Raw genomic sequence first — 26163 nt, 5'->3', positions numbered from 1 at the left:
AGTGCCAGTCTACCGACCCGTAGCGGAGGTTGGCGCCTCAGGCAGTTTCGGGCGAGGCTCCCAACGGTACTGCGGCCGGCCGCTCGACCGTGCTGGTGACGTCCACCGGCTGGTCCTTGGCCGCGGCCTCGAGCACCGACTCCAGGACGTCCAGGACGTGGAAGGCCAGCGCGCCGTCGGCCCGATGCGGGCCGCCGGTACGGATCGCGCGCGCCAGGTCAGCAACCCCGACACCACGCCCGGCTCCGGCGTACCCGCCGGCGACCGGGACCTCGGTCCACTCCCGCCGGGCGGCGGTCGCGATCTCGACCGATCCGTCGAAGGCGTTCGGGTCGGGCACCGAAAGGCTGCCCTCTGTGCCGTAGATCTCGATCCGCGGCAGTCGCGCGGCCCAGACGTCGAACGACATCAGCACGGTCGTCAGCGCGCCCGACTCGTGCTCGAGGATGCCGGTGACATGCGTCGGGACGTCGACCGGGAAGGTCTGCCCGGCGCGCGGCCCGGTGTGCACCTTGCGCTCGTCCTGCGAGCGGCCCGCGCGGCCGGTCACCCGGCGTACCGGGCCGAGCAGCGTGACCAGGCTGGTGACGTAGTACGGGCCCATGTCGAGCAGTGGGCCGCCGCCGGGCTGGTAGTAGAACTCCGGCGCCGGGTGCCACAGCTCGTGGCCGGGCGTGACGAACGACGCAGTCGCGGCCGTCGGTACGCCGATGTCGCCGCGGTCGATCACGGCCCGCGCGGTCTGCGTGCCGGTGCCGAGCACGGTGTCCGGCGCGCAGCCGATCCGCAGGCCCTTCTCCTCGGCCAGCGCGAGCAGCGCCTGGGCCTCGGCTCGGTCGACGGCCAGCGGCTTCTCGCCGTACGTGTGCTTGCCGGCCTCGAGCGCGGCCCGGTGGACCGGTGCGTGCGCGGCCGGGATCGTCAGGTTGAGCACGATGTCGACGTCCGGGTCGGCCATCAGCTCGTCGGTCGACAGCGCCCGGACACCGGGGTTCGCGTCGGCCACCGCCTGCGCCCGCGAAACGTCCAGGTCGGCGACGGCGGCCACCTCGACGCCCGGCAGCTTGGCCAGGTGGTCGAGGTAGGTGCCGCTGATGACCCCGGTGCCGACGATGCCGACCCGGCTCACTTGCTCGCCCACAGCAACCCCCGCTCGATGATCGTGCGGACCTCGGGCTGCTGCAGGTCGGCCAGGCTGTGGCCCGGCGTGCAGACGAAGACCTTGCCGTCGCCCCAGGTGCGGGTCCAGACCGCCGGCATCGTCGCGCCCTCGATCCACGGGAAGTCCGGGTGGGCCCGGAAGGTGGTCGTGGCCAGCACGGTGTTGGTCGGGTCGGCGTGCACGTAGTACTGCTCGGTGTGCAGGTCGAACCGCGTGATGCCCTCGACGATCGGGTGATCGGAGACCACGTCGATCCGGTGGTCGACGAAGCCGCCCGGGTGCGAGACGAACTGGCCGCCGGTCATGAAGCTGTAGTCGGCGCTGTTGCGGAACGAGTCGACGATGCCACCGTGCCAGCCGGCCAGGCCGGTGCCGTTGCGGACCGCGGTCTCCAGCCCCTTGACCTCCTCGGCGGTGATGTCGCCCATGCTGATGCACTGCAGCACCAGGTCGGTGCCGTCCAGGTCGAGGTAGCTCGAGGTGCTCTCCGAGACGGTGACCTCGAAGCCGTTGTCGCGCAGGAAGGGGATGAACAGCTCGGTCGCCTCGACCGGGAGATGGCCTTCCCAGCCACCCCGGACCACCAGTGCCCGTCGTGTCGTCACGCGCCCCGCCCTTCAGAGATCGGATCTTTGGAACTGCCTAGGCGACCCTAGGCGGCGCTCCCGGCCCCTTCAACCCCCGTTCCGCCCGCTGGATGCCGCTTTCCGGAACCGGCCACCGCATAGGGTCACCGGCATGGGATGGAAGTTCTGGAAGAACGACGAGCGCCCGCAGGACACCGCGCCGGCCGAGCCGCCGCGGGTGCAGGACGACGTGCCGTTCCAGCTACGGGTGGAAGACGTGTTCTCGATCACCGGGCGCGGCACGGTGGTCACCGGCCGGGTGCTGGCCGGCGTGGTACGGGTGAACGACGTGGTGGTCGTGCAGCGAGGCGGCGCCGAGGTGCTGCGCACGGTCGTCACCGGGGTGGAGATGTTCCGCCGCACCACCGACCGGGCAGCCGCCGGCGACAACGTCGGGCTGATGCTGCAGGGCGTCGAGAGGTCGGACGTGCAGCAGGGTGACGTGCTGACCCACTGAGGCCGCGGCTAAGGTCGGCGGTATGAGTGAGTGGACCGAGCTGGGCGATCGATGCTGGGTCCGCCGGTATCGCGAGTGGGACCTGAACGTCGGGCTGGTGGTCGGTGACGACGGCGCGCTGGTGATCGATCCGCGCGCCTCGACCGCGCAGGCCGAGCAGGTGCTGGCCGAGATCCGTGAGCTGACCGACCTGCCGGTGAAGTGGGTGGTCAACACGCACGCGCACTTCGACCACACCTTCGGGAACGCGGTCTTCACCGAGGCGGTGAGCTTCGCGCACGAGAACGCCGCCGCGGCTCTGGCCGAGCGCGGACCGGCGCTGCAGGAGCACTACCGCGACACCCCGGGCACCGACCCGGCGTACCCGGAGATCCCGGCCGAGGTGCTGGCGGAGGTGGCCGCGACCGAACTGGTTGCCGTTGACAACACTTTCGCGGTGGCCAAGGTGATCGACCTGGGCGGCCGGCGGGTCGAGCTGCTGCACCTCGGCAACGGGCACACCGACGGCGACGTCGTGGTCGTCGTCCCGGACGTGGACGTGTTCTTCGTCGGCGATCTGGTCGAGGAGTCCGCGCCGCCGTCGTACGGGGACGACTCGTATCCGCTGGAGTGGCCGGAGACCCTCGACCGGGTGATCGGCCTGCTCGGCGCGGAGTCGAAGGTCGTGCCGGGGCACGGCGCGGTCGTCGACGCCGAGTTCGTCCGGGAGCAGGCCGGCGATCTGGGCACGGTCGCGAACACGATCTCCGGGCTGCACCACGCCGGTACGTCGCTGGAGAACGCGTTGCAGCACACCGACGACTGGCCGTGGCCGATCGAGCACCTCGAGCAGGCCGTACGCCGCGGGTACGGCGTACTGGGGACTCCGCGGCGGCCGACGCTGCCGATGCTCGGGCTGGGCGGCGAGCACCAGAAGTAGTTGTCCGTTGACACGGTGACATCTCATCCCGCACGTTGTTGCGAAGCATCGACGGGATGGGGTGGGGCCAATGGTCAGCACGGATCAGCTCGGTCACCCGGACGGAAGGGTCGAGCTGGACGACCCGGCCGTGGTCGCGCAGAGCCGGTACGGCAACGAGGAGCTGGCGCCGACGCGGATCGCCGAACGGCGCTGGACGACGTACAACTACGCGGCGCTGTGGATGGGCATGGCGCACAACATCCCCAGCTACCTGCTCGCCTCGGGCCTGGTCGCGATCGGGATGAACTGGCTGCAGGCCTTCCTGACCATCACGCTCGGCAACCTGATCGTGCTCGTCCCGCTGCTGCTGAACAGCCATGCGGGGACGAAGTACGGGATCCCGTTCCCGGTGTTCGCGCGGGCCTTCTACGGCGTGCGCGGCGCGAACTTCCCGGCGCTGCTGCGGGCCTTCGTGGCCTGCGGGTGGTTCGGCATCCAGACGTGGATCGGTGGCCAGGCGATCCACGTCATCGTCGGTGAGCTGGCCGGTTCGGGCTGGCAGAACGCGTCCGCGATCGGCGGGCATCCGTGGACGCTGTGGCTGAGCTTCGCGTTCTTCTGGCTGCTGCAGATGTGGCTGATCTGGCGCGGCATCGAAGGGCTGCGGCGGTTCGAGAACTGGGCCGCGCCGCTGGTCACGGTCGCCTTCCTGGCGCTGATGATCGCGATCCTGGTCAAGGCCGGTGGGCCCGGGCCGATCCTGTCGCAGCCGTCGGCACTCGGCTGGGACGCGGACTTCTGGAAGATCTTCGCGCCGTCGCTGATGGGCATGATCGCGTTCTGGGCGACGCTGTCGCTGAACATGCCCGACTTCACCCGGTTCGGCGCCGGCCAGCGCCAGCAGGTGCTCGGGCAGATCATCGGCCTGCCGACGACGATGTCGTTCATCGCGCTGGTCTCGATCGTCACCACGTCGGGCACGGTCGTGGTCTACGGCTCGGCGATCTGGGACCCGGTCGAACTGACCCGCCGCTTCGAGAACCCGGTCGTGGTCACGGTCGGCCTGGTGATGGCGATCCTGGCGACGATGTCGTGCAACGTCGCGGCGAACGTGGTCAGCCCATCGTACGACTTCGCGAACGCGCTGCCCCGCTGGCTCACATTCCGTACGGCGGGCCTGCTGACCGGGGTGATCGGCGTCCTGATCCAGCCCTGGCGGCTGCTCACCGACCCCGACATCTACATCTTCGCCTGGCTCGGCTTCTACGGCGGTCTGCTCGCCTCCATCGCCGGTGTCCTGATCGCGGGCTACTGGCTGATCGACCGCACCCACCTCCAGCTCGCCGACCTCTACCTCCCCCACCGCCGCTACTGGTACACCGCCGGCTGGAACTGGCGGGCAGTCGTCGCCACCGTCGTCGGCTCGCTCCTCGCCGTGGGCGGCGCGTACGGCGGTCCTTTTCCCGACGACGGTTTGATCCCGCTCCTGCAACCCCTCTACGACTACTCCTGGCTCGTCGGCCTGACCGCCGGGCTCGTCATCTACCTCGGCCTGACGCTCGCCGTACCGCATCGCACGAACCAGCCACAGCACACGGCTCCGACCGTCTGACGTGTCCTCACCGAGCACTAAACTCCAGTAACCGGACGAGAGCAGAAAGGGGCCGCTGCGACCGAGCCGAAGACGCGACTGCCTGATGTCACCTGACCATGGACCCGGCACCACCGCCCACACGTACGACGTACCGCTGCTGACCGCCCGAGAAGGCGCGTCGGTCCTTTCCTCCGCTCCCTCGACGCTTACGGTTGACCGGTGGCTGACAGGTATGGGAACGACGTGCTGGCCGGGGATTGGCGCAAGCCCAAGAACGGGCGGACCGTCGACGTGGAGCTGGAAAAAGGCATGGTGGTCGAGGAGCCGAGTTCGGGGTTCGTCGGGGCGGTGGTGCGGTGGGAGCACGGGGTCGTCGACCTGGAGGACCGGTTCGGCAAGATCCGGAGTTACCCGATGGGGCCGGGGTTCTGGGTGGACGGCAAGCCGGTGAGTCTGGTCGCGCCGAAGAAGGCGGGGCCGGCGAAGAAGACCCGGACGGCGTCGGGGTCGGTCGCGGTGGACAACGTGCGGGCCCGGGTGGCGCGGGCGAGCCGGATCTACGTCGAGGGCCGGCACGACGCGGAGCTGGTCGAGCGGGTCTGGGGTGACGACCTGCGGATCGAGGGTGTGGTCGTCGAGTACCTGGAGGGCATCGACGATTTGCCGGCCATCGTGAACCGGTACCAGCCGGGCCCGGGACGGCGGCTCGGCGTACTGGTGGACCACCTGGTCGAGGGCTCGAAGGAGTCGAAGATCGCGGCCCAGGTGAACAACCGGCACGTGCTGGTCGTCGGGCACCCGTTCATCGACATCTGGGAGGCGGTCAAGCCGTCGTCGGTCGGCATCGCCGAGTGGCCGCGGATCCCGCACGGCGAGGACTGGAAGAAGGGCGTGCTGAAGACCTTCGGCTGGCCGGCCACCGACCAGGCCGACGTCGCGGCCGCCTGGAAACACATCCTGTCGAAGGTGAAGAGCTTCGCCGACCTCGAACCCGCCCTGCTCGGCCGGGTCGAGGAGCTCATCGATTTCGTGACGATGGACTGATCTCTGGCAGCCGAGCCGCGATCCACTGCCGGATTCGCCGCCGCGTCTTCCGCACGTACGTCGACACGACGAACAGCACCGCCGCAAGGGTCAGCACCACCCCGGCCAGCAAAGCAGCCACAACCCGTACGCCGGCCGCCTGCACCACCGCAGCGACAACGAGCAGCAGGACCCCGACCCCGGCCGCGGCGACCGGCAACCACTGCTGGAACACCAACGGCCGGCGTACCTCACCCAGGTCCGGCGACCGCACCAGCCGGTTCCACATCGTCTCCCGCGCCGGCGCCGTGAACCACCGGACCAGCCCCAGCAGCCACGACCGCGGCTCGTTCCTGCGCGCCGCCGAGGCCTTCACCCAGTCGCCGACCTGCGGACTCAGCCCACCCGACACGTCGACGAGCCGGTCGGCCAGTCCCCTGGTCGTCGCGCGGCCGGCCTTCGAGCCGTTCAGCTCGTCGCGCATCGTCGTCAGCGCGCCGAGCCCGGCGTCGACCGGGAAGTCGTCGGCCAGCTTGCGCACCTGCCGCGCCAGCTCGTCGACGGTCCACTCCTCCGCGGCCAGCACCTGCCGCTGGGTCTCCCGGATCCACTCCGGCTCCGCGCCGAGCATCGCGCCGAGGTGGGCGACGCAGTGCAGCCGGCCCATCAGCCAGTCCCAGCGCCGCCACTCGGCCGCGCCGAACGCGCCGAAGTGACCGACCTGCGTGCCGTACAGGATCCGGTCCTTCAGCTCGTTCGCGATCGATCCCTCGGGCAGCTCGTCGAGCAGCGTCAGCGGGATGTCGGGCCCGAGCCGGAGGAACTGGAACGGCGCACTGCGCTGCTGCGGGTTCCGCGCGGACGTGCAGCGCGAGACGATCTCGACCTCCAGCGCGGTGTCCACCATCACCGGCCCGACGGCCGCGACCAGCGTGGCGAACTCGTCGCCGAGGGCACGCTGGATCTGCAACGACTCGAAGATGTCGTTCACCGCGACCGCGACCGCCTCCGCGCCACCGGCCGGGCGCAGGTCGAGATCGGCGGCGGTCAGCTCGGCCGACAACGCGTCCCGCACCGCCTGCACCTTCAGCAGCGTGTCACTCGATGCCTTGAGCCACTTCTCCAGCTCGTCGCGCTCCCCCGGCCCGGCGGTGTCGATCCGGGTCCGCAGCGATCGCAGCACCAGCCGTACGACGCGCTCCGCCGCGCCCGTTCCCCAGGGCCAGCAGGGATTTCCGTCGACGTCCTGGCGCAACAACGCCGTCGACCCGTCCGGCCCGGGAACCCACGGGTGGTCGGTCGCGAGGATCTCGTCGATCTCCTGCTCCGACAGCGCGGTGGCCGCGTCCAGCACGGTCGACCGGTCCGGCGAAGCGACCGTGACGGCCTCCCACACTCCACCTGCCGCCCGCCCACGCGAGTACGCCGGTTGCAGCAGCGCGGCCGCCTTGTGCAACGCGCCCCGGTCCTCCGGGTGGTGCATGCACCGGTCGTACAGCCGCTGGGTGTCGGACCAGGACGCGTCCGCCTCGAGCAGCAATCGTTCGAGCTGCTCGACGTCGGCACGGAAGTCCACCTCGCGCGGGAACTGCACAGCCGACAGCGCCGCCACCCGCCAGCCCGGTTCGTTGGCCTCGGGCAACCGGGTCGCGGCCAGACCGATCCCCGCCGACGGTACGACGTACAGGACGTACCGGCTGGCCTTGCCCGTCACCGGCCGCCGGGCGACGACGTCGAGCACCGGCCCGAACGGCGCGTTGTCGAGCACGCCGCCGTCGACCAGCCAGGCCCCCGGTCCCGCCTGCTGCTGACCGGGCTGCACCCGCGGCGGGCTGGTCGCCATGTTCGGCGTCTCCAGCACCGGCCCGAAGGCGACCGGGAACGACGCCGACGCCCGCGCGGCCCGGGCGAGCAGCTTGGTGTCGCTCAGCCCGTTGACCGGATCCAGCGAGAACGACCGCGTCGTCCCGTCGTACAAGGCGCGGTGCTCGCTGGTGAAGCGGAACAGATACCGATGATCCGGTACGACGAACCGTTGCCCCGCCGCGTCCTTCGCCTCGAACTGCTGGACCCCGAGCCCGGACGCCGTCACGAACAACGTGACCGGCTCGGCCGCTGCGGACCGCCCGCCCCCGGCGACGCCCTTGAGCAGCTCCTTCAGCTCGGTCAGGAAGTAGTCGCCGTCGAGCACCGACGTGGACGGTTTGCCGACGGCCGGCACGAGCATGCCGACCTCCAGCGACCCCAGGCCGACCCACTTCTGCCGCAGCCACGGGCCGTTGTCGTCGCCGGGATCGAGCGTGGAGCCGTGCGAGACGGCGGTCGCGAGCAGGGACCCGTTCAGGCCGCCCGCGCTGGTCCCGGCGATCACGTCGACGACGACCTTGCGCTGTTCGCCGTCGCGGCGGCACAGGTCGCGCCAGCGTTGCGCCAGCAGTTCGTCGTACGGCTGGGCGGGCGGTGCGTCGCCGCCCGCGGAGGCGCGACGGATCAGGTCGAGCTCGTGGGTGACACCGCCCATCCAGACCGCCAGGCTGACGCCGCCGTTGAGCACCAGTGCGATCCGGATCTCGTGGCCGGACAGGATTTCGGACACGGTTTCCCCCCTCGTCCACTACGAGAGATACCACGGGCCCGGCGGCGGAAACAGAGGTCGGCAGCGGAGAGTGAACAAAGCCGGCCGAACTGTTGCCGGGTCGCCGCACCGGGGTCATCCTGGCCAGTGGGGGTGATGCTGATGTCCCGGTGGAGAGAGGCATCGACGGTCCTGCTGGTGCTGTGCCTGGTGGGATGCTCGGACGGGAGCGGGAGCAGCGCCGACGACGCCGGCAGCGAGCAGCCTCCTGGCGACTCGACCAGTGCGCCGGTCGCTTCGGAGACCACCGACGAACCCTCGGTCGAGCCGACCGAGGCCGAGCAGCCGCAGCCACCGCAGTCCAAGCCCGCGATCAAGAACGCGAAGCTGCCGGTCGGTGGTCAGGTCGAGTTCGACGCCAAGGGCCGGTCCTGTTTCGCGCCCGGCTGGAACGGCGGCGAACTGCCGTCCGGCGTACAGATCAAGGTGCTCCGCTACGAGCTGACCGACACCTCGGTGGTGCGGTTCGGTTCGGGATCGTGCCCGGACGGACCGGCGTGCGTGGAGGGCAGCGCGTTCGGCAGCGGAGCAACCAGTTGCTACCTGGTGCTGGAGAAGGTCGGTCCGGGTGACTCCGTGCTGAACCTCTTCGGCGACGTGACGTGCGAATCCGAAGCCCTGTGTTCCAAGGTGCAGAGCGACTACCTGCAGGCCGGCGGGCTGACCATCACCGTCGACGGCGAGGTCGTACCGCCGGAGGAGTCGCCCACTCCGGAGGAGTCACCGTCACCGGAGGAGTCACCGGTGCCGGACGAGACCCCGAGCCCGACCGGCACGGATGGCTGAGCAGCGGGCCCAGATCGAACGCTGGGTGAGCTTCGCGGCCGGCATCGTCGCGCCGGTCACGCTGATCAGCGCACTGCTGTTCTACTTCGGCTACGTCTCCGCGCGTTCGCAGTACGAGTACTTCGGCATCGACGTCGACACGATCGGCCTGAGCACGCAGGACTACGTGATGCGCAGTCCGCAGCCGCTGCTCGTCCCCCTGCTCGTCCTCACCCTGCTCGCCGTCGCGGGTCTGCTGCTGCACAACGCGATCAAGCCCACTCAGACCGCCGTACGCCGGTCGCTCGTGGCCGCCGCCGCTCTGCTCGTGGTGGGAGTGATCGCGCTGTTCCTCTACCCGGCGATCGGCGACGTCCCGTACTACGCACTGGTGGTCCCGCTGGTGATCGGCCTCGCGGCGGCCGCGCTCGGCTATCTCTCCTACGTCGCCGCGCACCTGGCCGATCGGCGTCCGCCGGTGATCCTGATCGCGCTGCTCGGTGTGGTCACCACGACGTGCGCGTTCTGGGCGACCGCGACCACCGCGGCGTACTCCGGCCGCGGCCTGGCCAAGTCGGACGCGGAGAACCTCGGGCGCTTCCCGGCGGTCATCCTGGACACCAAGGAACGGCTGCAGCTGCGCTCTCCCGGGCTCGAGGAGACGGCGCTGCGACCGGGCGCGGGCCAGACCTTCAACTACCGCTACCGTGGGCTGCGCGTACTGGTTGTCGGCGACAACCGCTTGTTTCTCGTCCCGCAGCGCTGGAATCCGTCGAACACGACGCTCGTGGTGTCCCTGGACTCCTCGATCCGGGTCCAGTTCCAGTTCCAGAACGACCCGCCGTAACCGCGGTCAGGCCGAGCCGCGGACGACCAGCTCGGTGCCGTAGATCTCCGGGCTGGTCAGGTCGGCGCCGCCGACCTTGGCCAGCAGGAGCTCGGCCAGGCGCGCGCCCAGCTTCTCGACCGGCTGGCGGATCGTGGTGAGCTGGGGCGTGGTCGTCGTCGCCACCACGGAGTCGTCGAAACCGATCACGGCGACGTCGTCGGGCACCCGGCGGCCGCGCTGGGACAGCACGCGCAAGGTCGCGGTCGCCATCAGGTCGTTGGCCACGAAGATCGCGTCCAGGTCGGGGTGCTCGTCGAGCAGCTGGATGGTCGCCTGCTCGCCGCCCTCGGCGGTGAAGTCGCCGATCACGACGGCCTCGGGGAAGCCCGCTTCGGCCGCGACCTGCTGGTAGCCGGTCAGGCGGTCCAGGCCCGCGGTCATGTCGAGCGGCCCGGCGATGATGCCGATGCGCCGATGGCCCTTCGAGAGCAGGTACTCGACCGCGGTCCGGGCGCCGGCCACGTTGTCGACGTCCACGCTGGCGACCGGGACCTCGACGCCGAGCGGGCGCGCACTGAACACGATCGGCAGCGGCAGCTGGGCCAGTTCCTGCAGCACGTTGTCGCGGCCGTGGTGGCTGACGATGATCGCGCCGTCGACGTGACCGCCGCGCAGGTAGCGCAGCAGGCGCTGGTCGTCGCCCTCGGCGGGCTCGATCAGCAGCACCAGCTGCGACGAGGTCGGTGCGAGCGTGCGGCTCACCCCGCGCAGGATGCCGGCGAAGAACGGGTCGGAGAACACCCGGCTGTCCGGCTCGGGCATCACCAGCGCGACCGAGTCCGTCCGGCGTGTCACCAGCGCGCGGGCGGCCCGGTTCGGCACGTAGCCGAGCTGGCCGATCGCCCGCTCGACCGCGGCGACCGTGTCGGGCAGCACCTTCGGCGAACCGTTCACCACGCGGGACACGGTGGCCCGGGACACTCCGGCGAGCGCGGCCACTTGCTCCAACGTCGGAGTCCCACCGTCCTGACCCTCGAAAACCATGGGACCTCCTTGACACGAAATGACCTTCACACGGTAGTACCTTTCCGGCCCGGCCGACGGACATATCCACGCCTGATGCGTCTCGCCGCTTCGGTCCCGGGGCGGCCGCACAGGCACGGGAGGTAAAGTTGCCCGTCGGCAGGGCCGCAGGTCCGCCGCAGCCGCCACGTTCTGGCTCACCTTCGTCCGCCACCTTCGCGCAACGACGCGCGACCCGGGCGGGCCGTGCCCGCGCACCTGGAGACTCCTGATGACTTCGCTGACGCCTGAGTCAGCCCTGCCCGCCTCCGACCTCACCTCCGTCCGGGCCGCCCTGCGGTCGCCGCGACGGTTGAAGACCGAGGCGCTGGCCGGTCTGGTCGTCGCCCTGGCGCTGATCCCGGAGGCGATCAGCTTCTCGATCATCGCCGGGGTCGACCCGCGGGTCGGGCTGTTCGCGTCGGTGACGATGGCGATCTCGATCGCGTTCCTGGGCGGGCGGCCGGCGATGATCTCGGCCGCGACCGGCGCGGTCGCGCTGGTGATCGCCCCGGTGATGCGCGACCACGGCTTCGACTACCTGATCGCGACGGTGCTGCTGGCCGGCGTACTGCAGGTGGTGCTCGGGCTGCTCGGCGTCGCGCGGCTGATGCGGTTCATCCCGCGTTCGGTGATGGTGGGCTTCGTCAACTCGCTGGCGATCCTGATCTTTCTCGCGCAACTGCCGCACCTGGTCGGCGTCCCGTGGCTGGTCTACCCGCTGGTCGCGGCCGGCATCGCCGTCATGGTGTTGCTGCCGCGGCTGACCACCGCGATCCCGGCGCCCTTGGTCGCGATCCTGCTGGTCGCCGGGTTCGTGCTGCTCACGCACGCGTCCGTGCCGACGGTCGGCGACGAGGGTCAACTCCCCGACAGCCTGCCGTCGCTGTTCTGGCCGGACGTGCCGTTCTCGCTGGAGACGCTGCGCATCATCGCGCCGTACGCGCTGGGCATGGCGCTGGTCGGCCTGCTCGAGTCGCTGATGACCGCCAAGCTGGTCGACGACGTCACCGACACCCCGTCGGGCAAGACCCGTGAAGCGTGGGGACAGGGCGTCGCGAACCTGATCACCGGGGTGTTCGGCGGCATGGGCGGCTGCGCGATGATCGGCCAGACGATGATCAACGTGAAGGCCGGCGGTGCCCGGACCCGGGTGTCGACGTTCCTGGCCGGCGCGTTCCTGCTGATCCTGGTGGTCGGCCTCGGTGACCTGGTCGGGCTGATTCCGATGGCGGCGCTGGTCGCGGTGATGGTGATGGTCTCGGTCGGCACCTTCGACTGGCACAGCATCCGGCCGAAGACCCTGCGCCGAATGCCGCGCAGCGAGACGACCGTGATGCTGGCGACCGTGGTGGTCGTCGTGGTGACCCACAACCTGGCGATCGGTGTCGTGGTCGGCGTCCTGGTCGCGATGGTGCTGTTCGCCCGCCGGGTCGCGCACTTCACCCAGGTCACCGAGGTTCCCACCTCGGAGCCCGACACGAAGGTGTACGCCGTCAGCGGCGCGCTCTTCTTTGCCTCCAGCAACGACTTGGTACACCAGTTCGACTACCGGGGCGACCCGGGCACGGTGCTGATCGACCTGACCGACTCGCACGTGTGGGACGCGTCCAGCGTCGCCACGCTGGACGCGATCACCACCAAGTACGCCCGCTACGGCAAGACCGTGCGCATCGTCGGCCTCAACCCGGCCAGCGCCGAACGCCACGAACGGCTGGCCGGCACGCTCGGCTAGTACTCAGTTGCCCACTCTGGTGTTGGCCGCCTTCTCGGCGTCGCGGAGCGCCTGCTTCCACGCCGCCTGCGGGGACTGTTTGCCCTGGTCCACCCGTTCGAGCGCGTCGGTGAAGACCTGGTTGATCTCACCGTCGCGCGGACCCTTGTGCTGCTTGAGGATCACGTTGTTGGCCCGGTTGATGAAGATCTGCCCGACCGGCGCGTTGTTGAAGTACTCGTTCACCTGGGACTTCACCTGCTCGGCGTCGTAGGCGTCGACGGTGGACGGGAACGAGCCGACCTTCTTGAACACCTTGATCTGCTGCTCCGGCGCCGTCAGCCAGGCGGCCAGCTTGGCGGCCTCCTCCTGCTGGGTCGACTGCGTCGGCACGGTCAGGTACGAGCCGCCCCAGTTCCCGCCACCGCCGGGAAACACGTCGGCGACGTCCCACTTGCCCTTGCCGAACGACCCCGCGTTGTCCTGGATCACGCCGAGCAGCCACCCGGGGCAGGCCATCGTCGCGAACGCGTCCGAGCGGAACGCCCTCGTCCAGGCGTCGCTCCAGGCCGGCAGCTTGGCCGACAACCCGTCCTGGCTGCCCGCGACGATCTGGTTCCAGGTCCTGACCAGCAGCTCGTTCTCGTCGCCGAGGTAGCGGTCCTCGTTGGAGTAGTAGGCCTCGATCAGCTGGTTGCGCATCGCTTCCCAGGTCAGCACCGCCGAGTCGTACCAGGCCGAGTTCGGCACCTTGGCCTTGAACCGCCGCCCGTAGGAGAAGTACGACGCCCAGTCGGGGAAGAGCTTGGCGACCTCGGCCCGGTCGGTCGGCAGTCCGGCCTTGGCGAACAGGTCGCGCCGGTAGCAGATCGCCTCCGGCCCGATGTCGGTGCCGTAGCCGATGATCTTGCCGTCCGGAGCGGTGGCGCCGGCGACCTTCCAGTCCAGCCAGCGTGACGACAGCTCATCGGCGCCGTACTTGCGCAGATCGACGAACTTGTCCGCCTTGGCCAGGTACTTGTAGATCCAGCTGACCTCCATCGCCTCGATGTCGGCCATCCCGGACCCCGACGCGAGGTTGGTCTCCAGGTTCTTGATGTGCTCGTCGACGGTGGCGGCGCGGCGTTCGGTGATCTTGACGTTCGGGTGCGCGGCCTCGTACTCGCGGTAGAGGTCGCTGTAGCCGAACTCGTTGAACGTCGCGATGGTCAGTTCGACCCGGGGCCCGTCGGCAGCGTCGCCGGCCGCGGCGTCGGGCTCGTCGCTGCCGCCACAGGAGCTGACCAGCAAGGCGAGGCTGCAGGCGAGCACGGCGACGGTGGTGCGGGGGCGGAGGCGGGCCTTGGGCCGCATGTGAGTTGCTCCCTGTGATTCGGACGGGTTGAGAGCGCTCCCCTTTCGGAAAGTGACCTGAGTTTCGAGCGTTCCCACCGGATGTGTCAAGGACCACATCGTCACGCTGAGATACCGGGCCACCTTCGTCAGTACATACCTGACCACTTGATCACGGTCAGCGCCGCGCCGATGACCGTATGCTGTATTACCTGGGAGTTTGCTGACTTGTCCGGACTTACCCGGACCTCAGGGCAGCAGGTCGCGGACCACCGCGTCGGCCAGGAGCCGACCACGCCGAGTGAGCACCAGGCGCTCGTCGGACTGCTCGACCAGACCGGCCAGCTTCGGCACCGCGGCCCGCCCCTCGGCATCCAGTACGTCGACCGGAAGGCCGGCCCGGAGCCGGATCTCGAGCAGCACGCGCTCGACGCGCCGGGTCTCCTCGTCCAGGATCTCCCGCGCGTACGCCGGGCTTTCGGCCGCGGCGATCCGTTCGGCGTACGCGCTGGGGTGTTTGACATTCCACCAGCGGACTCCTCCGACGTGGCTGTGCGCGCCGGGGCCGATGCCCCACCAGGTGTCGCCGCGCCAGTACAGCTCGTTGTGCCGGCAGCGGGCGTCGTCGGCCTTGGCCCAGTTCGACACCTCGTACCAGGTGAGTCCCGCGCTGGTCAGCAGGTCGTCGGCGAGCACGTACTTGTCGGCGAGGTCGTCGTCGTCCGGCATCGGCAGCTCGCCCCGGCGGACCCGGCGGGCGAGCTGGGTGCCGTCTTCGACGATCAGGGCGTAGGCGCTGACATGGTCCGGCTCGGCGGATAGCGCCGACTCCAGCGAGGCACGCCAGTCGTCCAGCGTCTCCCCCGGCGTCCCGTAGATGAGGTCGAGGTTGACGTGCCGGAAGCCGGCCGCGGTCGCCTCCTTGACGGCGTCCAAGGCCCGGCCGGGTGTGTGCTGCCGGTCGAGGATGCGCAGTACGTGGGAGGCGGCGCTCTGCATGCCGAAGCTGACCCGGGTGAAGCCGGCCTCGAGCAGTTCCTCCAGGTACCGCTGGTCGACGGACTCGGGGTTGGCTTCGGTCGTCACCTCGGCGCCGGGCGCGAGCCCGAACTCGTCGCGAACGGCCTTGAGCATCGCACCCAGATCCCTGGCCGGCAACAGGGTCGGCGTACCGCCGCCGAAGAACACCGTCTCGACCGGCCGGTCCAGGCCGGGCAGCACCCGCCGCGCGAGCCGGACCTCCTGCACCGCTGTCTCGGCGTACGACGCCTGCGAGGCGCCGCCGCCGAGCTCCTTGGCGGTGTAGGTGTTGAAGTCGCAGTAACCGCAGCGGGACGCGCAGAACGGGACGTGCAGGTAGAAGCCGAACGGCCGGTGCGCGGCCTCGGCGACGGCGGCATCCGGCAGCGACCCGTCCCGGGGCGCGACCTCTCCCTCGGGCAATGTCGATGGCACGTCCTCCATGCTACGGACCCAGTCGCAACGCCGGCTGCCTACCTTCGGGTCATGGACCCGTCGGTGAGTGCGCCGACCCGGTCGGCGGGCACGCGCTTGATGCTGGTCCAGCCCTGCCAGCCGCGCTCTTCCAGGATCGCCACGATCCGCTGCGCGATCGGCGAGGACTCGAGCATGGTGGCGTCCAGCAGGTCGACGAACGGGTTGTCGACGCCGTCACCCAGCTCGCCGGCCTCGACCGCACGAATCATCCGCCGCTCCACGAGGTCGGCGATCTCGACCACCCGCGGATCGTCGGTCCGCCAGTCGAACACCTCACTCAGCAACTCGTAGAGCCGCACCATGTCGGGATCGTCCAGGTCGCGGTGCTTCTGCGCGATGACGTGGTCGACGAGGTCCGGCGCCTGCGCCGCGACCATGATCCAGGCGTCCCGCTCCAGTGCGATGTAGCGCTCGTCGACCCCCAGGCCGCGCAGCCGGTCGAGATAGTCCACGACGCTCTGCGGCAGGGCCAGCTGCTCCCCCGCGGCGAGCCGCGCGATCCGCCGGCGGTTGTCCTGCAGCCGCCGGATCTCGGCGCGCAGTTCGCGGTCGATCTCCGCGACGCCGCCGGCGAACGCCTCCGGGCCGGCGTCCAGCAGCTCCTGCACGCGGGCCAACGGCACGCCCGCCTCGGCGAGGGTGTGGATCCGGATCAGCCGCACCACCGCGGCTGCGTCGTACGACCGGTAGCCGGAGTGATCGCGCTCCGGCTCGGGCAGCAACCCGATCTGGTGGTAGTGACGGACCGCCCGGACCGTCACCCCCGCGTACGCCGCCAGCCGGCTGATGGTGAGCATGGGATCAGCCTGCCTCAGGCGATCTTGCGGCGGTAGGCGACCATCGCCCCGCCGTACGCGATCACCACGATGCCGGCGGACCACACCAGCGCGGTCCAGCTGTCGCCGCCGGCCGGCTGCTCGGCGAACAGGCTCCGGATCGTGTTGACGATCGACGTCACCGGCTGGTTCTCCGCGAACCAGCGCAGCGGTCCCGGCATGGTCTGCGTGGGCACGAACGCCGAGCTCACGAACGGCAGGAAGATCAGCGGGTACGAGAACACGCCCACCCCGTCGACCGAGGACGCCGACAGTCCCACGATCACCGCGATCCAGGTCAGCGCGAGGATGAACAGGACCAGCATGCCCAGGATGCCGAGCCATGACAGCACGCCGGCGCCCGAGCGGAAGCCCATCAGCACGGCGACGCCGACGACGACCACCAGCGAGATCAGGTTCGCGACGAGCGAGGTCAGCACGTGCGCCCACAACACGCCGGACCGGGCGATCGGCATCGACTGAAAGCGCTCGAAGATGCCGCTCTTCAGGTCCATGAACAGCCGGAACGCGGTGTAGGAGACGCCCGAGCCGATCGTGATCAGCAGAATGCCGGGCAGCAGGTAGTCGACGTACCGGCCCTGACCGGTGTCGATCGCGCCGCCGAACACGTAGACGAACATCAGCATCATCACGATCGGCAGGATCGCGGTCGTCAGCACGGTGTCCAGGCTGCGGGTGACATGCCGCAGCGTCCGCCCGGTGAGGGCAGCGGTGTCGGCGAAGAAGTACGTGGCCATGGCGGTCCTCAGCTCCTGCTCTGGCGGTCGTGGTTGGCATCGCCGACGACCGCGAAGAAGACGTCCTCGAGCGACGGCTGTTTCTCGACGTACTCGACCTCGGCGGGCGGCAGCAGCTGCTTGAGCTCGGCCAGGGTGCCGTTCACGATGATCCGGCCCTGGTGCAGGATCGCGATCCGGTCGGCGAGCTGCTCGGCCTCCTCGAGGTACTGCGTGGTGAGCAACACCGTCGTACCGCGACCGGCCAGGCCACGCACGGTCTCCCACACCTCGACGCGGGCCTCGGGGTCGAGCCCGGTCGTCGGCTCGTCCAGGAAGATCACCGGCGGATCCCCGATCAGGCTCATCGCGATGTCCAGCCGCCGGCGCATGCCACCCGAGTACGCCGACACCTTGCGCGCGCCCGCGCCGGTCAGCGAGAAACGCTCCAGCAGGCCGTCCGCGATCGCGCCCGGGTCCGGAAGGTGGCGCAGCTTCGCGACCAGCACCAGGTTCTCCCGCCCGCTGAGGATCTCGTCGACCGCGGCGAACTGACCGGTGAGGCTGAACGACTCCCGCACGTTCGACGGTTGCGTCGCGACGTCGAAGCCGTTGACGACGGCCGTGCCCCCGTCGGCCTTGAGCAGCGTGGCCAGGATCCGTACGACGGTGGTCTTGCCCGCGCCGTTCGAACCGAGCAGGGCGAACACGCTGCCGCGCTCCACCTCGAGGTCCACGCCGCGCAGAACCGCGAGCTCGCCGTACGACTTCTCCAGGCCCTGGATCCGGATCGCCGGATCGGTTGTTCTCTGTTGTGTGCTGTGCATGACCTCAGGGTGGAGGGTTGACGTTGCGTCAGGGTCAAGCCCGCCACAATGGAGACATGGAGCTGCCGGCGGACGGCCATGTGCACAGCGAGTGGTCCTGGGACGCCGACCGCGGCGCGATGGACGCGACCTGCGCCCGAGCCGTCGAGCTCGGCCTGCCCGCGGTCGCCTTCACCGAGCACGTCGACTTCACGCCGTTCCGCGCCGGCTTCCTGGCACCGAGGTTCCCCGACCTGGTGACCGACGGGATCCTCCGGGCGCCGGTGCTCGATGTCGCCGGCTATCTGGAATGCGTCGATCGCTGCCGCGCGGCGTACCCGCAACTGCGGATCCTCACCGGGATGGAGGTCGGCCAGCCGCACCTCCACGCTGCGGAGGTCGCCGAACTACTTGCCCAGGGCACCTTCGATCGGGTGATCGGGTCGCTGCACTGCCTGCCGGACGGGGACTCGATGGCCGAGCCGTGGGAGTTGTTCCCGCGGCGTGCGGCCGACGAGGTGTTCCGGGAGTACCTCGCCGAGATCCCCCGGATGGTCGCCGGTTCCGACGCTTTCACCGTCTTCGGCCACATCGACTATCCCGTGCGGTCGTGGCCAGGGCCGTTCGATCCTCGCGACTTCGAGGAGGAGCTCCGGGCCGCGCTGCGGGCGTTGGCCGACGGTGAACGGGCGCTGGAGTTCAACACCCGGCTGCCGCTGGATCCAACCATCCTCGGCTGGTGGCGCGAGGTGGGCGGCCAGCTGCTCACCTTCGGCAGCGACGCCCACCTTCCCGAAGCCCTCGCCACCGGCCTCGCCGATGCGGCACAGGTGGCGAGCGCTGCCGGCTTCGTTCCTGGAAGCTCACCGACCGAGCCGTGGCTGACTCGCCGGGTGCCACCTGCTCGTGTGCTCGGCGTTGGCTAGGGCTCAGCTGTCCATCCGGGCGTGCGACCGCTCGACCAGATCCAGCATCGACCGCTGGAAGTCGTCGCGCTGCCGGGGCGACCAGTGTGCGGTCAGGTCGTCGAAGACCTTCTCCTGCCACCGATGCGCGTCCTTCAGCATGCGATCACCGGCTGTGGTGACCGCGACCTCGCGCCGGCGGGCATCGGTGGGTGAGGTCGTCAGCTCGAGGTAGCCCGCGGCGACAGCGCTCTTCACCAGCCGGGAAGCGCCACTCTGATCGATGGCGATCTCTCGCGCGATGGCGTTGATCGTCGCGGCCTCGCGCGCGCTGACGGCTCGAACGGCTTCGGTGACGAGCACGAGGCGGCCTTGCTCGGACACCTCGTCGTCGCCGTTCCAGCGCCGCGACCAGTGACGGACGAATTGGAAGAGGGTCTGCCCCGGTCCGGGTTCCGCGGTCATTCGGTCGCGGCCAGTTCTCGGCAGATGTAGGCGAGCTCCAGCGCGGAGTGCAGATCCGGGAGACGCAGCGACGCGGAGACCTTGTCCTCGGTCGCCCGGAAGACCGTGGCGACCCTGGTAGGGCCTTGGCTCTCCGGCCAGCTGGCGTCTTGCTCGACAACCATCAGCCGGTCGCTGATCGGATGCCACGAGCGCGGCGTCAGCGTGATGCCGGAGCGCTGCACCCAGTCGGCGAACTCGGCCGGCGTCAGTGGGCCAGCGCCTTTCGGACCCAGGACAACGACTGGATCGGTGACGGCGGCGACGCTGCGGTCGAGGTCTCCGGCGTTGACCGCCTCGTGCCAGGTGACGACGGCTGCTTCGAGGGCGTGCGACATATGGACAATGTATGCGAATCGCATAGATTTTTCCAGCCGGGTCTAGCGCTCCACGCTGACGTCGGCCGGGGGCTTGTCCTGCCCGCCCAGCATCTTGGCCGGTGGCGCCGTGAAGCGAAGCAGCGGCAGGCCGGGCAGCGCCCGCTGCATCGTGGTCTTCCACAGCGGCCCCGCCGTACCGGACCCGGTCGGGTCGGCGATGTCGCGGCCGTCGAGGGTGTGGCCGTACATCAGGTTCGTGTACGGCAGGTTCGCGTCGGCCACCACGGACGCCGCGGCCAGGTTCGGCGCGTAGCCGGCGTACCAGACCGCCTCGTTGTCCTGGATCGTTCCGGTCTTGCCGGCCAGGTCCCAGCTGCCGAAGTTGAGCCGGCCACCGGTGCCACCGGGCTCCATCACGGCGCTCAGCACCCGGTTCACACCGTCAGCCACCTCCGGCGAGATCGCCTGCCGGCAGGAAGGCCCCGGAGTGCTGATCGGCTTGCGGGACTTGTCCTGGATCGCGGTGACCAGGACCGGGGTGCAGTACTTGCCGCGAGCAGCGAAGGTCGCGTACGCGTTCGACAGCATCAGCGGCGTCACGTAGCCGACGCCGAGGGTGAACGACACCACCTGGTCGAGCGGCCCGAGCGCCTGGGCGTTGTACATGCCCAGCTTGGCCGCGATGGTGGCCGGCGCACACAGCCCGGTCCGCTGGGACAGTTGGAGGAAGTAGGTGTTCGTCGACGCCTTGGCGGCCTCGACCATGGTCAGGTTGCCGCTCGTGGTCGAGTTGCGCGGCTTGTAGTCCGGGGCCTTGGTCCACCCCTTGCAGGTCCGGAACGGCTTGTTGCTGAGGTCGATCTGCTCCGGCGAGTTGATCCGGTAGTCGAGCGGCAGGCCCCTCTCGATCGCCGCCGCGATCGTGAACGCCTTCATCGTCGAACCGTTCTGGAAGCCGCCGTACCCGCCGGGATACGACTTCTCGACGTTGTAGTTGTACGCCGTCTGGTTCTTGCCGTTGCCGTACGGCTTGCTCTGCACCATCGCCTTGACCACCCCCGTGCCCGGCTCGATCACGGTGATCGCGGCGACGGCGCTGTCGCGGGGCTTGGTGTGCTCGTTGATCGACGCCTGCGCGGCCGCCTGGATCCTGGGATCCAGCGACGTCGTCACCGACAGCCCGCCGGTCTTCAGGTAGTGCTCCCGGTGCTTCGCGGTCGGGCCCAGCGCCGGATTCTGCAGCAGCTTCGACACGACGTACGCGCAGTAGAACGGGTAGCGGGACCCGGCACAGCCGTTCGGGATCTTCTGCATCTTCTTCGGGTTGAACACCGGCGTCCGGATCGCGTCGTTGGCCTGCTTCGCGCTGATCAGCCCGAGTTCCTGCATCCGGCGCAGCACCAGGTCGCGGCGATCCTTGGCCCGCTTCGCGTTGTTCGTCGGGTCGTAGCCGGTCGGGTTCTTCACCAGCCCGGCCAGCAGCGCCGCCTGCGGCAGGTTCAGCTTGGCGGCGGTCGTGCCGAAGTAATGCTGGGCCGCAGCCTGTACGCCGTACGTGCCGTCGCCGAAGTTCGCCAGATTCAGGTACCGCTCCAGGATCTGATCCTTGGACAGCTCCTTCTCCAGCGCGATCGCGTACCGCAGCTCGGTCAGCTTGCGCTGATACGTCACCGCCGTCGCCGCCGCCCGCTCCTCCGCGGTCCGCGCCTTCTCCACCAGGCTCATCTTCACGTACTGCTGGGTGATGCTCGACCCACCCTGCTGCACCGACCCCTCGGTCTGGTTCCGGATCAGCGCCCGCATCGTGCCCTTCGCGTCGAGCGCACCGTGCTCGTAGAACCGCGAGTCCTCGATCGCCACGATCGCCCGCCGCATCACCACACTGATCCGGCTCAGCGGAACCGGAACCCGGTTCTGCTCGAACAACGTGGCGATCACGGTGCCGTCCGCGGCGAGAATCCGGCTCCGAACCTGCAACGGCTCGGTCTTCAGCTCCTGCGGCAGACTCTCGACCGTCTCCGCCATCTTCCGCGTCCCGAGATCGACCAGCCCGGTGAAAGGAATCACCAGCCCGGCCGCGAGCGCACCAGACAGCACGCTCAGACCGATGAACCTGTTCACGGCCCCAACGAGGTTGCGACCGCCCCTGCCGGTTGCGTCCACGCTTCCAGGTTACGGCCGATCGCGGGGTGTGATGAAGATCGTGAGCAAGCTGTGAGGAAGTCGGTTGCCTTGGGCAAGCTCGCCACGCTTGGGGTGGTGCGTGGGGGTCCAGGCGGGGACAATTTGCGCGGGCGGTTGGTCAATGGTGTGTGGGATCGAGGGGTTGAGGCGAGCGCCCGGGCTGAGGACGACGCGTGGTTGAGGACCTGCAGGTTCTGCGACTACGACGTCTCCGCGGCTCGGCTGTCGATCCGTCCTCGGTGAACCCCCGCACGCACCCCGAGCGCACTCCCCCTCGCCGACCCGTTCTCGAATGAAGCGTGCGACAGTACGCCGACGGCGCGGCAGCGCGCACTCGAAGCGGGCGCCAGCACGCGCACTCGGCGGGCGGCAGCCCGCACACCTCAGACGAGGGCGGGCGGGAGCGGGGCACCGCAGCGAGCGCCAGCGAGCGGAGGGTCCCCGCGTGGGGGACCCACCCCTCCACCCAAAACCCGCCGTACTAGTCGTACATCTTGTCCAGCAGATCCCCGTACTGCGTCTCCACATGCTTGCGCTTGAGCTTCAAGCTCGGCGTCATCTCGCCACCCTCGACCGTGAGATCCCGGTCCAGAATCGTGAACTTCTTGACCGTCTCCCACCGGTTCAGCCCGGCGTTCAACTCGTCGACGTACCCCTGAATCATCTTGTGCGCCGCATCCGAGGTCACGATCTCCGCGTACGACTTGCCACCCAATCCGTTCGCCTCGGCCCAGCCGGCGATGGCGTCGGGGTCGAGGGTGACCAGCGCGGTGACGAAGTTGCGCTGGCTGCCGTGGACCAGGAACTGGCTGGCGTACGGGCAGATCATCTTGAACCGGCCCTCGATCACCTGCGGCGCGACGTACTTGCCGCCGGAGGTCTTGAACAGGTCCTTCTTGCGGTCGGTGATGTAGAGGAACTCGTCCTCGAAGTGCCCGATGTCGCCGGTGTGGAACCAGCCCTCGGAGTCGATCACCTCGGCGGTCTGGTCGGGCAGGTTGTGGTAGCCGCTCATCACGCCGGGACCCTTGATCAGGATCTCGCCGTCCTCGGCGATCTTGAACTCCGCCGCCGGGAAGACCGGTCCGACGCTGCCGAGGCGGTAGTTGTCGAGCCGGTTCAGCGTCGAGCCGGCCGCGGTTTCGGACAGGCCGTAGCCTTCGAGGATCAGCAGTCCGGCGGCGTGGAACCACTCGGCCAGCCGCTTGTCGAGCGCCGCCGACCCGGACACGAAGAACCGGATCCGGCCACCGAACCGGGCGCGGATCTTCGACAGCACCAGCTTGTCGGCCAGCGTGTACTTCGCCGCCAGGATGCCGCTCGGCTCCTTGCCCTGCTGCCGCAGCTTGGAGACCTCGGCGCCGACCCCGAAGGCCCAGTGGAACAGCTTGAGCTTCGCGCCGCCCTCGGCCTCCATCATCGTGACGATCCGCCCGTGCGCCTTCTCGAAGACGCGCGGCGCGGCGGCCATGAACGTCGGCTGGACGACGGCGGCGTTCTCGACGATCTTGTCGACCCGCCCGTCGATCGCGGTGGCGAAGCCGATCTGGAACTGTACGGCGAGCAGCACCTGCCCGAAGACGTGCGACAGCGGCAGCCACAGGTACTGCAGGTCGTCCGGGCTCAGCACCCGGATCCCTTCCACGGCGGCGCCTTCGTACGTCCACACCGAGTGCGGCAGCCGAACACCCTTGGGGCGCCCGGTGGTGCCGGAGGTGTAGACCAGCGTGCACAGGTGCTCGGGCTTGATCTGCGCGACCCGCTCGTCGATCGCCGACGGGTGGTCGGCGAGGTGCCGGGCGCCGAGCTCGTCCAGCGTGGCCAGGCTGATCACCCAGTCGCCGTCCTGCGGGTCCGGTTCGCCGTCGATCAGGACGATCTTGCGGACCGACGGAATGTCGGCCTTGTGGTCACGCAGTTTGTCGACCTGGCTGGCGTCCTCGGCGAACACGACCTGGACCTCGGCGTCGGCGACGATGTACGCGACGTCGCCGGCCATCGTGGTCGGGTAGATCGTGGTGGTCGCGGCTGCGGCGACGACGGCGGCCAGGTAGCACTGGACCCACTCGACCCGGGTGTTCGCGGCGACGGCGACGCGCTGCTCGGGCTCGACGCCCAGCGCGATCAGTCCCGCGCCGCGCCGGCGTACCAGCTCGTCGGTCTGCTGCCAGGTGACGGAGGCCCAGCCGTCGTCGACAGGGTGCCGGAACGCCTCCCGGTTGGGCGTGGCGGCCACCCGGTCGAAGAACATCTGAGCGAGGTGCTCCTTGCGGGAGCTGAGCAGCGCGAGCTGCGGTCCGTCGGCAACGGGCTTCATTCTGGCCTCCCATGGGTCAGGTAAACCGGAGAGTAATAGCTCCGGCGCACGGTGACCATGGCGCTCGCCTGCCCGCCCGCACCATCTCGATCACGTTTCCGCAACGCCGGGTGCACAACGATCAGGCGGGCGTGACTCCCAGTGCTTCGAAGACCTCGGAGGGTGCTCCTCGCAGCAGCTCCGGCAGCGTGAGCTTCAGCGCCGAACAGAGCGCGACCGCGTCGGCCACGGTGATTCGGCGCGTGCCGGCCTCGAGCGAGGACACCGTGGGACGGGACCAGCCGATCTCGTCGGCGAGGTCCTCCTGGCGCAACCGGAGCCGGGCGCGAGCGGCCCGCACGTTGCCCGCGATCAGGGCGTCCAGCTCCTCCGGCTTCACGGTCCGCAGTCTGCATGAGTGAGAGCCTGGCGTCATACCCTAATTCCGAGCAACACGCAAGGTAATCGAGCACACCGGTTCAAGTTAGGGCACTGTGTTAGTTTTCCGGTCGTTAGGTCAGAAAATCCGACGGGGAGCTGATGGCGGAGATCGTCGAAGGACAGCGGGTGAGCTCCAGCGACTACGGCCGCGGCACGGTCGCGGCGGTGTTCGGCACCGAGGTCCAGGTGCTGTGGGACGCCCCGCTGCTCGAGGGTACGACGACCCGCCTGTTCACCCACGACCGCGCTTTCGTGGAGCGCCTGACCCAGCTCCGCTCCGACGACGACGGCCGGGAAAGCCCCGCCTAGACCGCACCGGGCGGTCCATGCACGTGCATTGCCCGGTGCAAACAGCCCCGCCCCCGCCGTACGACGGGGGCGGGGCTGCCGCTCGTGATGACATCAGCGCTTCTGCAGCAGCTCCGCGATCTGTACGGCGTTGAGCGCGGCACCCTTGCGGAGGTTGTCGTTGGAGACGAAGAGCACGAGCCCGCGTCCATCGGGGACCGACTGGTCCTGCCGGATGCGCCCCACGTACGACGGGTCGTGCCCGGCGGCGGCCAGCGGGTTCGGGAGGTCGGCGAGCTCGACGCCGGGAGCCGCGGCGAGCAGCTCGGTCGCGCGCTCGGGCGTGATCGGCTCGGCGAACTCGGCGTGGATGCTCAGCGAGTGCCCGGTGAAGACCGGGACGCGCACGCAGGTGCCGGCCACCGGAAGGTCCGGGATGTGCAGGATCTTGCGGCTCTCGTTGCGGAGCTTCTGTTCCTCGTCGGTCTCCCCGGAGCCGTCGGCAACAATCGAGCCGGCCAGCGGCAGCACGTTGAACGCGATCGGCCCGGCATAGATCGCAGGCTCCGGCAGCGTGATGCCGTCAGCGCCGCGGGCCAGCCGATCGGCACCGTCGACCAGTCCCGCGGTCTGATCGGCCAGCTCCCGTACGCCGGCGCCGCCGGAACCCGAGACAGCCTGATAGGTGGAAACCACGAGCCGGGTCAGCCGTGCCTCGCCGTGCAACGGCGCGAGCACGGGCATCGCGGCCATCGTCGTGCAGTTCGGGTTGGCGACGATGCCCTTGGGCAGGTGGTCCAGGTCGCCGGGGTTCACCTCGGCCACCACCAGCGGTACGTCGGGGTCCATCCGCCAGCCCGACGAGTTGTCGACGACGATCGCCCCCGCCGCGGCAACCTTCGGGGCGAGCTCCTTCGAGGCCGTCTTGCCGTTGGAGAACAGCGCGAGGTCGAGCCCGGCGAAGTCCGCCGTGGCGGAGTCCTCGACGGTGACCTTCGTGTCGCCGTACGGCAGCAGCGTGCCCGCGGACCGCGCGGACGCGAAGTACCGGATCTCGTCGATGGGGAAGTTGCGCTCGACCAGCAGCTCCCGCATCACGCCGCCGACCTGACCTGTCGCACCGAATACGCCTACTCGCATGGGGCGAGCGTAGTTGGCGGCCGGTGCGGCGGTGCCTCAATTCCAGCATCCGGCCCAGGACAAGAAGAAACGGCCCGGGTCCCCTGGGCGGGAGGGGACCCCGGGCCGCCGGGGGCAGCCGGGCTCAGGG

At 69.6% G+C, this 26163-nt stretch carries 24 protein-coding genes; 9 read left to right on the top strand and 15 right to left on the bottom strand.

Annotated elements, in window-relative coordinates:
• Positions 1-37 precede the first annotated feature (37 nt).
• The gene (locus BWI15_RS05065) at positions 38-1141 is read right to left on the bottom strand and encodes a Gfo/Idh/MocA family protein (protein ID WP_077013108.1); all 1104 of its coding nucleotides are present in this window, start codon (positions 1139-1141) and stop codon (positions 38-40) included.
• Positions 1126-1767, bottom strand: a complete 642-nt coding sequence (locus BWI15_RS05060; RefSeq protein ID WP_237771131.1) for a ThuA domain-containing protein — start codon at positions 1765-1767, stop codon at positions 1126-1128. The genes BWI15_RS05065 and BWI15_RS05060 overlap by 16 nt, the downstream gene beginning before the upstream one ends.
• 133 nt (positions 1768-1900) lie before the next feature.
• Between BWI15_RS05060 and BWI15_RS39785 the strand changes: the two genes are divergently transcribed.
• From BWI15_RS39785 to BWI15_RS05040, 4 genes are all read left to right on the top strand, one after another.
• Positions 1901-2245, top strand: a complete 345-nt coding sequence (locus BWI15_RS39785) for an EF-Tu/IF-2/RF-3 family GTPase (RefSeq protein ID WP_077013106.1) — start codon at positions 1901-1903, stop codon at positions 2243-2245.
• Positions 2246-2267: 22 nt separating this feature from the next.
• Entirely contained in the window at positions 2268-3164 is an 897-nt protein-coding gene (locus BWI15_RS05050; RefSeq protein ID WP_077013105.1) for an MBL fold metallo-hydrolase, read from the top strand.
• A 70-nt stretch (positions 3165-3234) separates the two neighbouring features.
• Positions 3235-4758, top strand: a complete 1524-nt coding sequence (locus tag BWI15_RS05045) for an NCS1 family nucleobase:cation symporter-1 (protein WP_077013104.1) — start codon at positions 3235-3237, stop codon at positions 4756-4758.
• A 201-nt stretch (positions 4759-4959) separates the two neighbouring features.
• The gene (locus tag BWI15_RS05040) at positions 4960-5784 is read left to right on the top strand and encodes a DUF3097 domain-containing protein (protein ID WP_077013103.1); all 825 of its coding nucleotides are present in this window, start codon (positions 4960-4962) and stop codon (positions 5782-5784) included.
• Here the strand turns inward: BWI15_RS05040 and BWI15_RS05035 are convergent.
• The gene (locus BWI15_RS05035; protein WP_077013102.1) at positions 5759-8359 is read right to left on the bottom strand and encodes a DUF3376 domain-containing protein; all 2601 of its coding nucleotides are present in this window, start codon (positions 8357-8359) and stop codon (positions 5759-5761) included. The two genes, BWI15_RS05040 and BWI15_RS05035, sit on opposite strands and share 26 nt — an antisense overlap.
• Positions 8360-8500: 141 nt before the next feature.
• Here BWI15_RS05035 and BWI15_RS05030 point away from each other — a divergent pair, with 141 nt between their 5' ends.
• Complete coding sequence (locus BWI15_RS05030; RefSeq protein ID WP_143465406.1) at positions 8501-9184, top strand: hypothetical protein; 684 nt, start codon at positions 8501-8503, stop codon at positions 9182-9184.
• Positions 9177-10010: a hypothetical protein gene (locus tag BWI15_RS05025; protein ID WP_077013100.1), complete on the top strand. Its 834-nt coding sequence runs from the start codon at positions 9177-9179 to the stop codon at positions 10008-10010. The genes BWI15_RS05030 and BWI15_RS05025 overlap by 8 nt, the downstream gene beginning before the upstream one ends.
• A 6-nt stretch (positions 10011-10016) precedes the next feature.
• Here the strand turns inward: BWI15_RS05025 and BWI15_RS05020 are convergent, their stop codons facing one another.
• The gene (locus BWI15_RS05020) at positions 10017-11036 is read right to left on the bottom strand and encodes a LacI family DNA-binding transcriptional regulator (RefSeq protein WP_077013099.1); all 1020 of its coding nucleotides are present in this window, start codon (positions 11034-11036) and stop codon (positions 10017-10019) included.
• A 250-nt stretch (positions 11037-11286) separates the two neighbouring features.
• Here BWI15_RS05020 and BWI15_RS05015 point away from each other — a divergent pair, with 250 nt between their 5' ends.
• Complete coding sequence (locus BWI15_RS05015) at positions 11287-12789, top strand: SulP family inorganic anion transporter (RefSeq protein WP_077013098.1); 1503 nt, start codon at positions 11287-11289, stop codon at positions 12787-12789.
• 3 nt (positions 12790-12792) lie between these two features.
• Here the strand turns inward: BWI15_RS05015 and BWI15_RS05010 are convergent, their stop codons facing one another.
• The 5 genes from BWI15_RS05010 to BWI15_RS04990 all read right to left on the bottom strand — a co-directional run bounded on the left by BWI15_RS05010 (position 12793) and on the right by BWI15_RS04990 (position 17976).
• Positions 12793-14121: an ABC transporter substrate-binding protein gene (locus tag BWI15_RS05010; protein ID WP_077013097.1), complete on the bottom strand. Its 1329-nt coding sequence runs from the start codon at positions 14119-14121 to the stop codon at positions 12793-12795.
• Positions 14122-14349: 228 nt separating this feature from the next.
• Positions 14350-15555, bottom strand: a complete 1206-nt coding sequence (gene hemW / locus BWI15_RS05005) for a radical SAM family heme chaperone HemW (protein ID WP_077013272.1) — start codon at positions 15553-15555, stop codon at positions 14350-14352.
• 38 nt (positions 15556-15593) lie between these two features.
• Positions 15594-16394 (bottom strand): MerR family transcriptional regulator, encoded by an 801-nt coding sequence (locus tag BWI15_RS05000; RefSeq protein ID WP_077013096.1) that lies wholly within the window; start codon positions 16392-16394, stop codon positions 15594-15596.
• 14 nt (positions 16395-16408) lie between these two features.
• Entirely contained in the window at positions 16409-17170 is a 762-nt protein-coding gene (locus BWI15_RS04995) for an ABC transporter permease (protein ID WP_077013095.1), read from the bottom strand.
• Between the two features lie 8 nt (positions 17171-17178).
• Positions 17179-17976: an ABC transporter ATP-binding protein gene (locus BWI15_RS04990; RefSeq protein WP_077013094.1), complete on the bottom strand. Its 798-nt coding sequence runs from the start codon at positions 17974-17976 to the stop codon at positions 17179-17181.
• A 56-nt stretch (positions 17977-18032) separates the two neighbouring features.
• Here BWI15_RS04990 and BWI15_RS04985 point away from each other — a divergent pair, with 56 nt between their 5' ends.
• A complete protein-coding gene (locus BWI15_RS04985) occupies positions 18033-18881 on the top strand; it encodes a PHP domain-containing protein (RefSeq protein ID WP_077013093.1) in 849 nt (282 codons plus the stop codon).
• 3 nt (positions 18882-18884) lie between these two features.
• Here the strand turns inward: BWI15_RS04985 and BWI15_RS04980 are convergent, their stop codons facing one another.
• The 5 genes from BWI15_RS04980 to BWI15_RS04960 form a co-directional block, all read right to left on the bottom strand.
• Complete coding sequence (locus tag BWI15_RS04980) at positions 18885-19325, bottom strand: MarR family winged helix-turn-helix transcriptional regulator (RefSeq protein ID WP_077013092.1); 441 nt, start codon at positions 19323-19325, stop codon at positions 18885-18887.
• A complete protein-coding gene (locus BWI15_RS04975) occupies positions 19322-19702 on the bottom strand; it encodes a hypothetical protein (protein WP_077013091.1) in 381 nt (126 codons plus the stop codon). Before BWI15_RS04975 ends, BWI15_RS04980 begins: the two co-directional genes overlap by 4 nt.
• Before the next feature lie 42 nt (positions 19703-19744).
• Complete coding sequence (locus BWI15_RS04970) at positions 19745-21805, bottom strand: transglycosylase domain-containing protein (protein WP_237771130.1); 2061 nt, start codon at positions 21803-21805, stop codon at positions 19745-19747.
• A gap of 544 nt (positions 21806-22349) precedes the next feature.
• A complete protein-coding gene (locus BWI15_RS04965; protein ID WP_077013089.1) occupies positions 22350-24185 on the bottom strand; it encodes an AMP-dependent synthetase/ligase in 1836 nt (611 codons plus the stop codon).
• Positions 24186-24306: 121 nt separating this feature from the next.
• Positions 24307-24564 (bottom strand): helix-turn-helix domain-containing protein, encoded by a 258-nt coding sequence (locus tag BWI15_RS04960; RefSeq protein WP_168197263.1) that lies wholly within the window; start codon positions 24562-24564, stop codon positions 24307-24309.
• A 140-nt stretch (positions 24565-24704) separates the two neighbouring features.
• Between BWI15_RS04960 and BWI15_RS04955 the strand changes: the two genes are divergently transcribed.
• A complete protein-coding gene (locus BWI15_RS04955; protein WP_077013087.1) occupies positions 24705-24914 on the top strand; it encodes a hypothetical protein in 210 nt (69 codons plus the stop codon).
• A 93-nt stretch (positions 24915-25007) separates the two neighbouring features.
• Here BWI15_RS04955 and BWI15_RS04950 read toward each other — a convergent pair whose 3' ends face one another.
• Positions 25008-26033, bottom strand: a complete 1026-nt coding sequence (locus BWI15_RS04950; protein WP_077013086.1) for an aspartate-semialdehyde dehydrogenase — start codon at positions 26031-26033, stop codon at positions 25008-25010.
• Positions 26034-26163 lie beyond the last annotated feature (130 nt).

The sequence above is a fragment of the Kribbella sp. ALI-6-A genome (assembly GCF_001984195.1).
GTDB lineage: Bacteria > Actinomycetota > Actinomycetes > Propionibacteriales > Kribbellaceae > Kribbella.
Note: the sequence above shows the minus strand (reverse complement) of the source record. Positions and strands in the feature narration are given on the sequence as shown.

Bases quoted from the DNA above. Each gene is read 5' to 3' on its own strand.
- BWI15_RS39785 (WP_077013106.1), top strand. From the start codon at position 1,901: ATGGGATGGAAGTTCTGGAAGAACGACGAGCGCCCGCAGGACACCGCG.
- BWI15_RS05050 (WP_077013105.1), top strand. From the start codon at position 2,268: ATGAGTGAGTGGACCGAGCTGGGCGATCGATGCTGGGTCCGCCGGTAT.
- BWI15_RS05045 (WP_077013104.1), top strand. From the start codon at position 3,235: ATGGTCAGCACGGATCAGCTCGGTCACCCGGACGGAAGGGTCGAGCTG.
- BWI15_RS05030 (WP_143465406.1), top strand. From the start codon at position 8,501: ATGTCCCGGTGGAGAGAGGCATCGACGGTCCTGCTGGTGCTGTGCCTG.
- BWI15_RS05025 (WP_077013100.1), top strand. From the start codon at position 9,177: ATGGCTGAGCAGCGGGCCCAGATCGAACGCTGGGTGAGCTTCGCGGCC.
- BWI15_RS05020 (WP_077013099.1), bottom strand. From the start codon at position 11,036: ATGGTTTTCGAGGGTCAGGACGGTGGGACTCCGACGTTGGAGCAAGTG.
- BWI15_RS05015 (WP_077013098.1), top strand. From the start codon at position 11,287: ATGACTTCGCTGACGCCTGAGTCAGCCCTGCCCGCCTCCGACCTCACC.
- BWI15_RS05010 (WP_077013097.1), bottom strand. From the start codon at position 14,121: ATGCGGCCCAAGGCCCGCCTCCGCCCCCGCACCACCGTCGCCGTGCTC.
- BWI15_RS05000 (WP_077013096.1), bottom strand. From the start codon at position 16,394: ATGCTCACCATCAGCCGGCTGGCGGCGTACGCGGGGGTGACGGTCCGG.
- BWI15_RS04995 (WP_077013095.1), bottom strand. From the start codon at position 17,170: ATGGCCACGTACTTCTTCGCCGACACCGCTGCCCTCACCGGGCGGACG.
- BWI15_RS04990 (WP_077013094.1), bottom strand. From the start codon at position 17,976: ATGCACAGCACACAACAGAGAACAACCGATCCGGCGATCCGGATCCAG.
- BWI15_RS04985 (WP_077013093.1), top strand. From the start codon at position 18,033: ATGGAGCTGCCGGCGGACGGCCATGTGCACAGCGAGTGGTCCTGGGAC.
- BWI15_RS04980 (WP_077013092.1), bottom strand. From the start codon at position 19,325: ATGACCGCGGAACCCGGACCGGGGCAGACCCTCTTCCAATTCGTCCGT.
- BWI15_RS04975 (WP_077013091.1), bottom strand. From the start codon at position 19,702: ATGTCGCACGCCCTCGAAGCAGCCGTCGTCACCTGGCACGAGGCGGTC.
- BWI15_RS04965 (WP_077013089.1), bottom strand. From the start codon at position 24,185: ATGAAGCCCGTTGCCGACGGACCGCAGCTCGCGCTGCTCAGCTCCCGC.
- BWI15_RS04955 (WP_077013087.1), top strand. From the start codon at position 24,705: ATGGCGGAGATCGTCGAAGGACAGCGGGTGAGCTCCAGCGACTACGGC.
- BWI15_RS04950 (WP_077013086.1), bottom strand. From the start codon at position 26,033: ATGCGAGTAGGCGTATTCGGTGCGACAGGTCAGGTCGGCGGCGTGATG.